11 protein-coding genes and 1 pseudogene are annotated in these 13,701 nt (G+C 53.6%); 5 read left to right on the forward strand and 7 right to left on the reverse strand.

The annotated features are described in order from the left end of the window. The 4 genes and pseudogenes from LN893_RS13550 to LN893_RS13565 form a co-directional block, all read left to right on the forward strand. A pseudogene (locus LN893_RS13550) lies at positions 1-313 on the forward strand (Fic family protein); the annotation flags it as partial. 819 nt (positions 314-1,132) lie between these two features. Further along, positions 1,133-1,810 (forward strand): hypothetical protein, encoded by a 678-nt coding sequence (locus LN893_RS13555; RefSeq protein WP_229970903.1) that lies wholly within the window; start codon positions 1,133-1,135, stop codon positions 1,808-1,810. Positions 1,811-1,896: 86 nt separating this feature from the next. Next, positions 1,897-2,277, forward strand: coding sequence for a hypothetical protein (locus LN893_RS13560; protein ID WP_229970905.1), 381 nt, complete (start codon positions 1,897-1,899; stop codon positions 2,275-2,277). A 430-nt stretch (positions 2,278-2,707) separates the two neighbouring features. After that, entirely contained in the window at positions 2,708-2,947 is a 240-nt protein-coding gene (locus LN893_RS13565) for a hypothetical protein (protein ID WP_229970907.1), read from the forward strand. Between the two features lie 310 nt (positions 2,948-3,257). Here the strand turns inward: LN893_RS13565 and LN893_RS13570 are convergent, their stop codons facing one another. From LN893_RS13570 to LN893_RS13585, 4 genes are all read right to left on the reverse strand, one after another. Then, a complete protein-coding gene (locus tag LN893_RS13570) occupies positions 3,258-6,341 on the reverse strand; it encodes a T9SS type A sorting domain-containing protein (protein WP_229970909.1) in 3,084 nt (1,027 codons plus the stop codon). 74 nt (positions 6,342-6,415) lie between these two features. Continuing rightward, complete coding sequence (locus LN893_RS13575; RefSeq protein WP_229970911.1) at positions 6,416-7,753, reverse strand: DNA/RNA non-specific endonuclease; 1,338 nt, start codon at positions 7,751-7,753, stop codon at positions 6,416-6,418. Positions 7,754-7,830: 77 nt separating this feature from the next. Beyond that, positions 7,831-8,229 (reverse strand): nuclease A inhibitor family protein, encoded by a 399-nt coding sequence (locus tag LN893_RS13580; RefSeq protein WP_229970913.1) that lies wholly within the window; start codon positions 8,227-8,229, stop codon positions 7,831-7,833. Positions 8,230-8,528: 299 nt separating this feature from the next. Continuing rightward, positions 8,529-8,768, reverse strand: a complete 240-nt coding sequence (locus tag LN893_RS13585; RefSeq protein WP_229970915.1) for a hypothetical protein — start codon at positions 8,766-8,768, stop codon at positions 8,529-8,531. Positions 8,769-9,025: 257 nt separating this feature from the next. On the opposite strand from LN893_RS13585, the gene LN893_RS13590 reads away from it, so the two are divergent. Continuing rightward, complete coding sequence (locus tag LN893_RS13590; RefSeq protein ID WP_229970917.1) at positions 9,026-9,610, forward strand: phosphopeptide-binding protein; 585 nt, start codon at positions 9,026-9,028, stop codon at positions 9,608-9,610. Positions 9,611-9,886: 276 nt separating this feature from the next. Here the strand turns inward: LN893_RS13590 and LN893_RS13595 are convergent, their stop codons facing one another. The 3 genes from LN893_RS13595 to LN893_RS13605 all read right to left on the reverse strand — a co-directional run bounded on the left by LN893_RS13595 (position 9,887) and on the right by LN893_RS13605 (position 13,414). Next, complete coding sequence (locus LN893_RS13595; RefSeq protein ID WP_229970920.1) at positions 9,887-11,014, reverse strand: AhpC/TSA family protein; 1,128 nt, start codon at positions 11,012-11,014, stop codon at positions 9,887-9,889. Between the two features lie 204 nt (positions 11,015-11,218). Next, complete coding sequence (locus LN893_RS13600) at positions 11,219-12,346, reverse strand: TlpA disulfide reductase family protein (RefSeq protein ID WP_229970922.1); 1,128 nt, start codon at positions 12,344-12,346, stop codon at positions 11,219-11,221. Positions 12,347-12,676: 330 nt separating this feature from the next. Beyond that, complete coding sequence (locus tag LN893_RS13605) at positions 12,677-13,414, reverse strand: DKNYY domain-containing protein (protein ID WP_229970924.1); 738 nt, start codon at positions 13,412-13,414, stop codon at positions 12,677-12,679. Positions 13,415-13,701 lie beyond the last annotated feature (287 nt).

Raw genomic sequence — 13,701 nt, forward strand, 5'->3', positions numbered from 1 at the left:
GAATGACACGATCGATTATTACCGCTACTTCGAGGCCACCCTACAGGCTGAGTTTTTGTTCGACTGCGTGGCCTACACCCTCGATAGGATCATACCGGAAGAGGTGGCATATCTGCAGCAGTATGACTCCATGAAAACCTGGCTGGACGACCGTTTCCAGATGCCTGATAAAATGGTGGCTTTGCTGATCAAATTTTTAGAGCAGTCGGAAGGCAAGCTGTCTAAAAGGGCAAAGGAAAAAGAGTTTGCCGCCTTGACGGACGAAGAGGTAAAGGAGATAGAGGCTAATTTTGCTCTTTACTTTGATAAGTAGCTATTCTTCGGATATTGTTACTTATCCTCTGTTTTCCGAACGAATGATAAGCGCACGTTTTTCGAAGTAGAGCTTTTCTGCCATCCAACCTTCTTGTCCGCAAGCTTAGGCAGTAGTGACTAGGCTAGTGATCAAGCTAGTGACTAAGCTAATGACCACATAAAGGAGTTGTTGTCACAGTTGAGCGCGGAGCACCTAAAGGTCTTGGCTTATGTCACTAAACCGACGAAACGTAGGGAGAATACTGGAGCAAGGCCTAGGCATAACCAACCACACTAAAAACGTAAGGCGCTACATTGACCCGCTTTTGGATTGGAGCCTGTTAGACTGAACTGTTAAGAACCAGCCTAACAGTTCCTTGCATCAGTACTTCACAACGGAGAAGGGACGGGAACTACTTAAGCATCTTTAACTTAAAATAATCCTATTTAACATAAGGTAAATTATAAGACTCAAAATTTATAGCTATTCTATTTAGCTGTCATGTTACCTAATGACTGTGTTATTCCAGACATTTAAGATAACATACCGCACCGCGGACCGCTCCGTCATTGACTCATTTTAAATAATGTAAGTTATCGGTGAAACAGCCTCCACAGCCTGGAATCGAAGCATAGGTTTTTGGTGCTATGGCAGGAGCAGAAACTTACAGCAAGTCTCTTTATATTTGATCGCCTATATAGTATATTCGACAGTCCTGTTCCAGTTATTTGTAGATTTCGACAGATAAGCGGAATCTACAAATAACTGGAACAGGACTGTTTATATAGAAGTCAGTGAACCATATTTAACCTTACTTACAACTTCGCGTCCTTTTTTATGAAGCACTTTTACTGCCTCTTATTGCTGTGCATACTTTCTACTGGTTGTGTAAGTATAAATAAATACACCAGCTTTGTAAACGAGCAGGCAAAGTCCGATGCTAACTCCCTAGTACACCGAGAATGGCTTACAGTGAACTTGCCTGCTGTCGAAGCTGGTAAAAACAAGGTTACTAAAGTAAAAGGCTATTTTATTCCGGCTATCTTCTACTTCAGCTGGAATAACACAATTGCCTGCGAATTGGACCCGTACGTAGCGGCTACCTACATCCGTAAGGGTATTTACCAGGCCGCCGACAGCCTTGAACAAAATAATCATCTGGACGGCAAAAAGCTGGTGATTAACCTGCAGCAGGTACCGGGCCAGTTCATGTATGAGAACAAAGGCCAGGTTTTTAATTTCATCTTTTTCCGTATTTCCAGTGGGAACCAAACAATCGCGCCACAGCCGATTGCGTTGCAGGCAACATATGAACTTAAGCTAAACGACGGGCTGGTAATCAATGGCTCTGGCAGCATACCAAACACAGAAAGCCTATCATCCAACGGCTGGCTCTCAGCCAAGCGCTTAACGTGGGCTCATCTCGACAACTTCAAAACAGAAGCCGAACGAATGGGATCACTATTGGTAAGGGAAATAATTGCCCAGCAAAACAGAGACTCTATACATCAATAAACTCGCCGCCGCCAACCGCTGCCACACTGGAATTACTGCAGTGTGTAAAAAGAGAGGATTACGGTAGCTTGCATACGCTACCGCCTGTGATAAAGCCACTGAAGCATGATCAAAGTAAAGCACCCCAACGAGAAGACCAGCAGGCGTTCCTGGACGCGTGCCCGCCAGAGGACAGGCGCTTCCACGAGCTGATGTTCACATACGGCAACATCGTCTACCGCTACCACCAACAGTCCCAGGAGTTCGAACCCAGCGAGGAGGATTACCTCGAGTGGCTGGAAGGGCTACCAGAGAATGTTCAGAGACACATGCGTCAGCTGGGCTTCGAGAAGTGCCGCTCCGTCCTATCCTTCACCAGGTATGTGCTGGAGAAGAACGACGTCGGCCAGGAGGAGTACGTCAGGCAGCACATGGACTCTGAGGATTACGCCGCCTACAGGGCCATGGTCGAAAGACAAGAGCCCTAGGCATTCGGAGCCAAGCCGTTAAGCTTGGCCCCCTACTCCTAAAGGAACAGGACGTCTAGTGCGGTAAATTGTAAATCTGTGGTGATTTTATATTGTAGTCGCTGGCCCTATCGTATGCACCTTTCTGCCTAGATAAGCCGCTGTGCCATGTCTGCGGTGTTTTTGCCCGTGAAAAGGCTGTACTTTTATGTCTGTAAAAAATGCGTTTAGAGCATTGTGAGCGCGTTTCTATGAGTTACGCTCTAGGCACATGTTCACACCCTGATTTTGAGTCTTACCTACTTGTCTGCACGAAAGACAAACATCACGCTATTATGGCTTTCCAGGCACAGCCAAGCCTGTACGTGCGCCATCTCGGATCGGAAAGGTGAAACTGCGGTATTTGCGCCGCTGGCGATACCGTTTCTTACGGCGACTATGGTGTAACACTTTGTTACAATTTAAGAAAAGCCCCGCTATCGCAGCTACTTCTGTGGCCTACAAAGCCCTTCCGCTGGGAATATTTTACGGTGGCGCGCACGCTGTCCAGAATACCCACTCCCCTGCGGTATTTTTCCCTATGGGAAACGGTTCTTTCACAGCGAAAAACAGCTGCGTTAAAGCGGTGTTTCCGCAAGGCCCAGACCGTGCCAAGAACCACCTGCCATTCAACCGCCGAAAAACGCGGTGAAAGCGGTACATTCTATGGCGTCGGCACCACAGTTTATATTGCTAACTATGTCGCTAAAAAAGTGCCTCGAAAACAGGGGGAAACCAGTGCGGGCTATGGCCGTGCGCTGTGTCTGTCGCGGCACTAAAAGGCGGCATGCCACGGCGGCTCGCAGTAAAAAAAATAGGCGCAGGCCAAAAGCCCGCGCCTATACTATTCGTTACTTAAATTTTGTCGCAATATACGCCTAATTCCCTTACCGGAGACACCCCCGATGAAAAACCGTCGGAAGGCTATCGCGGCAAGCGCAGGCGGATCCGCCTGCCCCCGTTTAGCGCAGGGTGATTTTCTTGGTGATAAAGCCTTTCGGCGTCTCCACCACCAGCACGTACAGGCCGCGCTGCAGCGAGCCTACCTTCAGCTCCGTTTGCAGGGTGCCTGCCGTGCGCACCTGCTGCGTCAGCACCAGGCGGCCCGCCAGGTCATAGAGCCTGACCTTAGCCGTTCCGCTGCCCGTCTCCCCTGCCTCGATGTGCAGTCTGTCTGTCGCGGGAACAGGGTAAGCCTTCGCGCCCTTCGTCAGCAGCTCGTCGCGTATGCCCGTCGGCGTCAGAACCTGCGCCGCGGAAGGCTCGGAAACGCACTCGCCCACGGTGGCCGTCACCGTGTAGCTGCCTGGCTCCGTGGCCGCATGGCTACTCTCGGTGGCACCCTCGATGGCTGCCCCGTTCAGGTACCACTGGTAAGCCGTGGTGCCCTCCGTGTGGTTTGCCACACGCAGCACCGTTCCGTCTGCCTCTACTGTAGGGGTCACAGGCCTCACGCAGAATGCCCGCTCCACATCGGCGGCGGCGGCGAAAGCCTCGTTCCCTGCCTGCGACGCCCGTACGCGCACCTGGCCCGCGCCCGTCAGTGTCAGCGTGCCATCCTCCAGGGTGGCAGGGCCCGACACAACCGTCAAGGTCACGGGAAGCTCGGAAGACGCCGTGGCGGTCAGCGCAAACGGCGCATCGCCGAAGGTCCTGTCCTCTATCGGCCCGAAGGCGATTTCCTGCTCCGTCTTGCTTTCCTCTTCCTCGAAACCCGTCACCAGGCTGTAAGAGGTGCCTACGCGGATGCCGTCCAGTGTCAGCACAGGCGAAGAGGAACCCTGACGCAGGGCGATGGTGCCGATGTCAGCCGGCGACCTGTCACCCGCCTCCGCCATCACGGCCTGCCCTTCCGAGGGCTCCGCACCGGCGGGGTTCACATACAGGGTAGCCGTGCTGCCCGTCTCGTCGAATGCATATTTGGTCACGATCAGGTACGTGGTGTTCAAGTCATACGAGGCCTCGGTGTAGGCCTGCTCGGAGCCGCTGCCACTGATGCCGAACTGCACCCCGCCCTCGGCGCTAGAGCGCACATACACCCTGTTGCGGAAGGTGGTGCCCAGGCTAGATGGGCCCAGGTGCAGGAAGTAGTCGCCCCCGGCGCTGGCCTGGGAAACGTTCACCAGGAAGGCCGTGTAAACGGGCTCGCCAGGTCCCATGGCGTCAAAGCCGCGGTTCACGTCCTGGCCGCTGGCCCTGATCTCCGCGCTGTTGCCTATGCCGCTCGAAGCATAACCCTCGTAGCTGAGCCCCGCGTCCGCCACTGGAATGGCGTTCGTGGCCCCGCCGCTGTGGGCCGCCCAGCCGTTGTCGGTCAGCAGCGTCTGGGGTGTATAGTCGAAGTTCTCCTCGAAGGCCAGGAAGCCCGCCGTCCCCTCGGTGGTCTTCCTGGCCCTGCCCACTGAAGAGGTCAGGTAGTTCTCTGCCGCCTCGGTATCGTTGTCGTTGTACTCGAACACGGCGAAGTGGTACTCGGTGGAGCCTCGCAGCCCCGTCACGGTCACCTCGTTCCCTGTGCCGCTGTAAATTGCGAAGTTGCCCGCGCCGATCTCCTGGCCCTGCCTGAAGGCGGCGTCGGCCGTGTAGGTCACCGCGTCCTCAGGCACGGCGTCCACCTCGCCCCCGATGCGGGCCAGCACCAGGCGCTTGGCGCCGTCGCCGCCCCCGAAGGAAAGCTTCATGCTCGTGCCCCCCACCTCGCTGACGGTGACGCTGGAAGGCGCCGTCGGCTCGGCGGCCAGCTCTACGGCCGCCGTGGTGAAGGTGCGCTCCTGGCCGTAGGCGGTGCCGACGGCGTTGGTGGCGTAGGCCCTCGCGTAGTAGACCGTGCCGTGCTGCAGGCCCGCGATGCTGCTGGTGAAGGCACCCGTGCCCTCGCCGTCAGTCGTGTGTGGGTCGCCCTCTACCGTCGGGTTCACCTCCGTGGACCACACCGTGCCCCTGGCGGTCACCGGGCTGCCGCCGTCAGAGGCGATCTGCCCGCCCGCCGTGGCCGTGGTGTAGGTTACATCCGTCACCTGGGCCGTGGAAAGCGTGGCTGGGTAGACGGCGGCGATGCCTGTGCCCGTCACGGCCACCTGCTGCTGCGCGTCTGCGCCGCCTATGATGATGTTGTCGCTGTAGGACTGCGCCGCGGCAGGGGCGAAACGCACCTCAACCGTCGTGCTCTCCAGCGTGCCGTCAACAGGGCTCAGGGTGATGGCGCAGCAGGCGAACGGATTGTCGCCGATGCGTATCTCGAAGCCTGGGGCGGGCGTAATCACTACGTCCCCTGTCAGGTTCTGCCCGCTCACGGTGAAGGTCCTGGAGCCCGAAACGGACCCCACCTCTATGCTGCCGAAATCAGGCAGCGAGGACACGGAAACAGAGACCGCGGGCTCTGTCGTCGTCTCTCCGCCGTCTCCCGCCGCGGTGGCCGTCACCTGCAGGTTGTCCAGGCTGATCTTCGGGCGGCTGCCCGAGGCGCGGTCCCCTGTCTCGGTACCCTCCGAGGTCACCAGGAAGAAACGCAGCCTGGCGTCCGCCCTGCCGCTGAGGCTGGCGGGAAGCGCGAGCTGCGTCAGCGCCCCGGCCATGGGCGCTGCGGGGTTGTTGGCAATGGTGACAGCGCTGCCCGGAACCTCTTCGAAGGCACCGTCGCCCCCCGTGTTGGCCTGTATGCTGAAGGTGGCGCGCCTGTTGCCCGTGGAGTTGCTGACAGCCGCCCAGTCCAGGCTCAGCGTGCCCGCCTCCGTGCCCGTGAAGTCCAGGGCAAGGTCGAAGGCCGCCGCGTTCTGCCCGTCGGTCGAGCCGGTGGCCAGCAGCACGATACTGCCGCTGCCTTTCTGCACGCCGCCGCTAGTGCCGGTGGAGAACACCCTGTTCTGCGAGGGGAGCGTCGGGCTCGGCGCGGCGGGGCTGAAGGGCGCGGCGCCCTCGCCCGAGGCGAAGTCGGCGGCCCAGTCGGCGATGCCGGCGAAGCTTTCCGTATAGGTTCCGTCCGACAGCCTGTACGGCGTCTGCGCCGCCGCCAGCAGCGGCAGCAAAAGGAGCAGTGCCAGGGACATCAGAGTCCTGCCCGCACTGCGGTGTGTGTGTATGCTATAGAGATGTCTCATTCTTTTCTTTCCTCAGTGCTTGGTTAGTTCGTCGGTCCGTTGTCCACGCTGGCCTCCACGGTCGCCTGCACGCTTTCCGGCAGGGCAGAGAGCAGGTCCAGGCCGGTGGCCGCCTCGATCTCGTCCACCGAGACGCGGTAGGCGCCCCAGTTGGCGTTGATGCTGTTCGAGTTCGGGGTGTCGATGGCGATGATGCGCGTCTCCGCCGAGATACGGGAAACGTCATTGTCGCCCACAGGCAGGATCACGGCCACCTTCCATACTCTGTTGGGCACCGTCACGCGGCCCCCGTCGATGGTGCTGGTCGTGCCGCCGCCGCTTCCCGTGCCGCCCACGCCGTAGTTGCCCATGATCAGGTACACCTCATAGCCGGAGGCGATAAGGGAGCGGGTGTACTGCTCGAAGTTGTTCCAGGTCTGCTGGTTGTTCTGCGGGGCCTGCGGGATCATGTTGGTCATCAGAAAGGTGGCCGAGTTGTTCTCAACCGTCGAGGTCCTGTCGGCCGATGGGGTGTTGTGGCCGCGGTCGAAGCCGCTCCCGCGGTAGCTGTCCTCGTTGACGCGGTACCAGCCTTCGGGAAGCGTCGGATCTTCGCGGAAGTCGTCCTGGCGCGGGGCGCTGCCCCTGTCGGAGGCGTCCAGGTGCCAGCTGACCCAGTTCGGGGTGCCGCGGTCGCGGCTGTAGGAGAGCGCGTACTGCGGCTTGCGCATCAGGTAGTTGTTGGGGGTGTTCACGTCCGCGACCGCCATGCTCGGGTTGCCCAGGGCCAGGTGGTCGTTGTCGGGGTAGGTCGGCACCGTGGAGTCGTAGTCGCCCACGGAGAAGTCGTCGATGTTGAGGCGGGCGCTCCCGCCCGACACCTTGCGGATCTCAAAGCGTACGGGTGCCGCGGTGTTTACCCGGAAGGCAGCCGTCTGCAGGCTTGTGGAGGAGGATATGACGGTGGCGCCCACCTTCGTCCACTTCTCGCAGTCGCAGGCGTCTGTCATGGACCAGAGCTCCCAGCCGCTGCCGGCGTCGTTGCCGTAGACGGCGTGGCGCACCGTGACGGTGCCCGCGCCCTCGGGCAGGAAGAAGTCCATGGTGAGCCTGCCCGCGTTGCGGATGCGCACCGACTTGGTGCCTTCTTTCTTATCAGCGTCGGTGCTGCCCAGCAGGGCGTCATCCAGCGTCCAGGTGCCGCTGGCCAGCTCGGCGGGCCCTGCGGCGTAGCCGCCCTTGGTGCCGGACTCGAAGGTCTCTGGGAAGTTTTCGGGGGCCAGTGCGGCGCTCGGGCCAGCCAAAGCGGTGGCCGACACACTCCAGGCCAAGAGAAGCAGGAGCACCAGGGTGCTTCTGCCGCGCATGTAGAGTTGTAACATGTAATCGGTTATAAGTTGGAAAATTCGGTTGAGCGGCGAAATTAGGGATAAATCCCCAGCTGCGGGACACGGCTTGCTCAGGTCTCGACAAGGTTCGTCTTGAGCCCCACCAGCCGACCCTGCGGCGTGCTCCCCAGTATGAAGGCCTCCACCCGCACGCTGCCTAGCCGAATGACCTTGACGTTGCTGAGCCTGCTGAGCAGGGTCTGCTCCAGTGCCTGGAAGCGCTCGGCCTCCTGCCGCCTGTTTTCGCTCTGCTCGGGCCGCACCCGCGTCATGTTACGGAGAAAGTAAGGCAGGTCTACGGTTTCCGCCGCAACGTCAAAGGGCCGCCCGAGCATGGCCAGCAGCTGCTCTGGGCTCGGGTCCAGGTGCTCTGCCCTGCCCATGTCCACGGTCTCGAAGGGATGGTCGGACTCGCTCCTGAAATAGAGTCCGTCTGCTGCTTGCTGCAGCTCGTTTAAGATAGGGTCCATTGTGTAAATATAAGGCACCCCCTGGTATTTAGCTAGCACGTTTGAACCCTAAATGCGCCTGTTCCTTTGTAGCGGTCGGTTCGCCTCCAACGGTCTCGGTTCCGGGAAAGCTCGAACTGTGGCTAGTAACAAACAAAAAAGCCCCTGTTGTGCAGGGGCTTTTTAATAACTTGGTCCGTTTGGTTATTCTGGAAAGGATAAAGTGATCGTACCGCCACAGGTAACACTACTCATATAGGTTTTATCCGTTGGATAGACTGCATAGCCACTTACCTGCAGTACCCTCACAGAGTAAGAGCCTACAGGCGCATAGTTGATGGCATACCCTGATTTCCTTCCGCAGTAAACAATTCCAGGCCGTTCACAAACACCTTGTACGGGTTCGATGAGGTATTTCTAAACTGCATTGTTCCAGTGCTTGCGAGCACGGTATTGACAGTTGTAGTTCTGTGTGTTGCCTCTTGCCTCCTATCCGAGACAGATAAAATCTGTAACTTAGCCAGACCACTAACATAATCCCATATATATGAAAAAAACATATTTGCTACTGGCCTCCTCGCTAGTGCTATCCTTTACAGCCTGTAACTCTAATGAGCAAAACCAGGAAGGCGCAGGTCAAGACTCCGCGGCGATGCAGGATTCCGCCGCTGCGGCAAACGATGCCCCCACGCCTGCAGGGGAGGTAATGAGCAAGGACGGCCTGAGAGTGTATGCCTTTGACGACTCCCCGAAGTTCCCCGACGCGAGGTTGAAATTAACCGAGCCTGCGGCGGGCGGCACAGTTAAGACGGGCCCGGTGAACTTTGTGTATGAGATGGAGAACTACCAGCTCACCCAGATGACGGAGTCTTCCCATGCAGAACACATGGCAAACTCGCACCAGGGGCAGCATATCCATAACATCGTGGACAACGAGCCGTACACCGCACACTACGACACTGCCTTCACAAAAGAGCTGGAAGAGGGCGAGCACGTGATTCTCTCTTTCCTGTCCCGCTCTTACCACGAGAGCCTCAAGCACGAAGGCGCCTATGACCTGCGCGTGGTGACAGCAGGGAAATCGGCACAGAAGTCAGATTTCGACGGGAAGGCGCCGCACATGTTCTACAGCCGCCCGAAAGGGGAGTATACTGGTGATGAGACTAAGCGCGTCATGCTGGATTTCTACCTGGTGAACACAGACCTTTCCCCTGAGGGCAACAAGGTAAGGGCCACCGTCAACGGAACAGAGTTCATGCTGGACAGGTGGCTGCCTTATGCCATTGAGGGACTGCCGATGGGCGAGAACACAATCAAGCTCGAATTGATTGGCGAGGATGGCAACGTACTGCCTGGTCCCTACAACAGTGTGGAAAGAACCATCACACTGAAAGCCAGCTAAGAAAAGCTTTATTTCGATGCCGAGGTGCCCGCTTCCTGTACAAGAGGCGGGCACTTCGGCTTTAGACGCTTTTTGTTTGGCACTGCTTATCGTAGAGCCTCAGCTGAGTCATGTTGAAAACGAATGCAGCCCGCTTAGAAATAGTACTTAAGACCGCAACAGCTTACTGCTCTCACCCGTCGCCTATGGGAGTTGTCCTAGCGGATGGCTATATACAAGATAAGGTAAATTATCGGCCCATAAGCGAATTTATGTTAAACAATGTGCAGAGTGTTTCTATTTTAACAATTCCTGAAGTCTATCATTAAGTTCCTGACCTCGCAGGTTTCTAGCTATAATGACGCCGTTTCGGTCTATGAGGAAATTATCAGGAACTCCGCTTATGCCGTATATCAGTGCGGCTGAATTTTTATCTCCATTCAATTCAGTGACATGCACCCACGGTAGACCGTCTTTCTCAATGGCCTTCTTCCAGTTATCTCCGCTTATATCCAATGAAACTCCCACCACCTCAAATCCTTTAGCTTTATACTGGCTGTAGGTCTTAACTAGATTAGGATTTTCTATTCTGCAGGGACCGCACCAAGACGCCCAAAACTCCAAGAGGACGACCTTTCCCTTGTAGTTTGAAAGATGTACTTGATTCCCGTCCAGCGAATTTTGAGTGAAGTCAACAAACTGGTCACCTATCTGTGGGTTTTTATTTAGGAGCAGGTAATTTGATATAGAGGAACCGTACTTTGTGTTTTTGTTCTCATTAGAAAATGCAGTAAACAATTCTTCCGTTTTCTCTTTGCCCCAGGTTGATTTATACACGTCCAATACTTTGGCGCTGACGATGGAACTTGGATTGCTTTTTACGAAATCGATGTACCTCCGCCTTTCTTCTTTGTCAAGCTTACCAACCTCAAGGGCTAGCTTCTGCTTTTCTGTCTCTGACAAACCCTTTCCACCCACTAAGGCACGGAGGCTGTCTTGTGCCTTTACTACAGGCGTGATAAAGTTGTTCAATTCATTGTTCTTTCTCTCGGTTGCAGAGCCAGTTACATTTGCTGCTCTGAACTTGCCTTTTTCTCCGTTAAATGAGATAACTGTATTTTCCAGCCAGAAGAATTTATAGTCACTGTTGTTTTTAGTCCTAAGCACGGAGAGCAAGGTAGATTCTTCTATTTTCCCTTCCAATTCAAACTTCCCCTCTATCACAAGAGAAGAGTCAATCGGTAGTTTAGTGTTAGAATTTTCAGCGCTTTCAATAAATACCCACGTACTGTCTGGAATGCCTTTCAAACTTCCTGTAATCTTAAATCCGTCAGGAGGCGGAACGGACGCACTTATTTGCTTCTCTGCACAGCTTGCTAATATAGCGGCCGCTCCGATAACAGGTAATATCCAGCAATTCTTCATATTAGGATCGGTTATCTTGTTTTAAGTTTAACAGGGCTGGGGCATAAACCCATAGGCCAAACAAACATGGGAATAGTTCAGTATGCCGAAAGCTTCTGCCTGTGATTTTACGCTTCCTTCAAAGTACCAAGACACCCCGATCTTGGCGAGTAGGGGTGGTTTCTACGATAACTGACCATATGTTAAAAAGTGCGCGGAGGGCTTCTACTTTAGAAGTTCGGCAAGCATCTCATTGAGCTTCTCCCCTCGAAGGTTCCTTCCCACTACGGTCCCATTGCTATTGATGAGGAAATTATCAGGAATTGCGCTGACACCATAGACCACTGCTGCAGAGTTTTCTAACCCATTCAACTCGCTAACATGCACCCATGGCAGACCGTCTTTCTCTACGGCCTTTGCCCAGGCGCTCTTATTACTGTCCAATGAGACACCCACTACCTCAAATCCCTTGGCCTTATAGCTGTTGTAGGTCCTAACCAGATTAGGGTTTTCTAATCTGCAGGGACCGCACCATGCGGCCCAGAACTCCACCAGGACGACCTTTCCCTTGTAGTCTGAAAGCCTTACCAGCCTGCCATCCAATGACTGCTGGGAGAAGTCGGCGAATTGATCGCCTATATGCGGGCTCTTGTTCAGGAGCAGGTAATTGGAAATGGCAACACCGTATCTAGAGTTCCTGATCTCTCCAGAGAGGCCGGCAAACAACTCCTCGGTCGTTTTCCGCCCCCATTTAGTGCTACTGATGTTCAGTATACTGGCGCTTAGCATGGAGCTCGGGTTCTGCTTGATAAAGGAGACATTCCATTGCTTTATCTCCTCTTCTAACCCTTTTAATTTGTCTTCCACCAAAGCTCGCTCTGTCTCAGCCAGACTATTTTTCTTCAAAACAGATCTGAGGCTATCCATTCTGCCATGAAGGGGGACTATGGCCGCGTGCATTTCGATGCTTTTCAGCTCTGTCTCCGAACCGGAGATGGTGGCCCGACTGAACCTGCCTTTCTCTGCGTTGAAGAGTATCTGTTTTTTCTCCAGCCAGATGAACCTGAGGTCACTGAAGTCCCGGTTCCTGATCAAGGCCTTCATAGCCGGTTCTTCCATTGCCCCTGCCAACTCGAATCTCCCGTCTATCACCATGGCAGAGTCCAGCGGAGTTATTTCGCCCGATATATTATCAGCCTTGTCTACAAAGATGAAGGTACTGTCTGGCACACCCCTGACGGTGCCAGTCAACCTGAAACCGTCAAATGGTTTACTGGAAGTGCTTATCTGCTTCTCTGAGCAGCCTACTGTCATAAGAAGTGCACATAGGGGCGTGAGCCAGAGGTTCTTCATGTGTGGATCATTTATCTTGTTTCAAGTTTCCCAGTTCTAGGACATAAACGAATATAGGAAACAATTCAGCCACTCGAAAACGTCTGCTATCCTTTTTCCTACCCCTGGCAGAGTACCAAAACCGCTGGCCCCGATTCCAGTCAACTGGGGCAGTTTCGCTGATAACCTCTTTTATGTTAAACTGGGACGCGTTCCCAATAGGATGCAAGTCGCAACCGCTTTCCGCTATGATCCCAGAAATAGAGGGTTAAATGAGACGAATTGAGTGAGGTGGTAACATCTTGGCTAAGGCACGCCTTGGTGTGCTTTAGTTTTTGTTAACTGTTGTTTCTATTCTTTATCAATGTAGGTCCTTCTGTACTGTTCTGTTATAGGGCCTTCATTTTTTTCCCTATCATACATGTTCTTATCATCATGCCCAAACGAGCCGACACCATCAGGAACAAACGCTGAAGCATTAGCACCTTCGACTAATCTGTCATTATAATATACATGCTGTTTGTCTTTTATGTAATATGGGCTAAGAATTATAGCGGAAGCGTAATCTAGAGAGTCAATTCTTAGTTCATGCCAATAGAAGAAACTATCATCCTTGCCCCAATCTTCATCTATGGCTTTGAATTTCTTTGGGTCTGCACCATTTAATTTATCAAACCCATAATAAATATGATGTTTGTCTTTTGCCCAAAGATTGTCATCTATAACTTCAAAGGTTCTTATATCTGCTTGTTTTATCTTACAGTCAGTATCTCCGAACCGTAATAGATACACATGATTATTATCCTTCCAGTAGTATTCCTTGATGTGTTCAAAAGCTGATGGTTCAGCGTCAGCTAAAATAGAAGTTCCTATAAATACGTGATTCTTGTCTTTAGCAAGGTCTAAGTTTGTATTATGGTTGATAACATCAAATGAGCTGTAATCAGCATTTTCTACTTCCAAATATCTTACACCAATCCTTGCCTCGTTTGAACTTCTCAAATAAACCTTACCATCCTTTTTTGTATAGCCCGAACAACCTGTGAGAACTATAAAAAATAACCCAAGAAGATATTGCTTATACTTCATTGTTTTATGCACACTAATTTTCTTTTTCAAATAACAGCTAATTACTGGATATGCGTAAACCTTCGCTTATCTGCACTATGTACGGAACAGCTGATGGCTGATTATCCTGCATTTTAAGTGCATTTGCGCATGTGGAAATGATCAAGTACATATTTCAATATAGCAAATATCTAGGAGCTCATCACCCCTGGCAGCCTCTCAGGCCCACCTGATCTATAAAGCAGCACTGCACCGTTGCTCTGGGATGTCGTCTCTTGCGCTTTTCCCGAAATTCGAGGGTTAAATGA

This window comes from Pontibacter harenae (genome assembly GCF_020907245.1).
Taxonomy (GTDB): Bacteria; Bacteroidota; Bacteroidia; order Cytophagales; family Hymenobacteraceae; genus Pontibacter; species Pontibacter harenae.

Coding starts and splice junctions, on each gene's coding strand:
- LN893_RS13575 (WP_229970911.1), bottom strand. CDS start 7,753: ATGTTACAACTCTACATGCGCGGCAGAAGCACCCTGGTGCTCCTGCTT.
- LN893_RS13585 (WP_229970915.1), bottom strand. CDS start 8,768: ATGTTTTTTTCATATATATGGGATTATGTTAGTGGTCTGGCTAAGTTA.
- LN893_RS13600 (WP_229970922.1), bottom strand. CDS start 12,346: ATGAAGAACCTCTGGCTCACGCCCCTATGTGCACTTCTTATGACAGTA.
- LN893_RS13570 (WP_229970909.1), bottom strand. CDS start 6,341: ATGTCCCTGGCACTGCTCCTTTTGCTGCCGCTGCTGGCGGCGGCGCAG.
- LN893_RS13605 (WP_229970924.1), bottom strand. CDS start 13,414: ATGAAGTATAAGCAATATCTTCTTGGGTTATTTTTTATAGTTCTCACA.
- LN893_RS13580 (WP_229970913.1), bottom strand. CDS start 8,229: ATGGACCCTATCTTAAACGAGCTGCAGCAAGCAGCAGACGGACTCTAT.
- LN893_RS13555 (WP_229970903.1), top strand. CDS start 1,133: ATGAAGCACTTTTACTGCCTCTTATTGCTGTGCATACTTTCTACTGGT.
- LN893_RS13595 (WP_229970920.1), bottom strand. CDS start 11,014: ATGAAGAATTGCTGGATATTACCTGTTATCGGAGCGGCCGCTATATTA.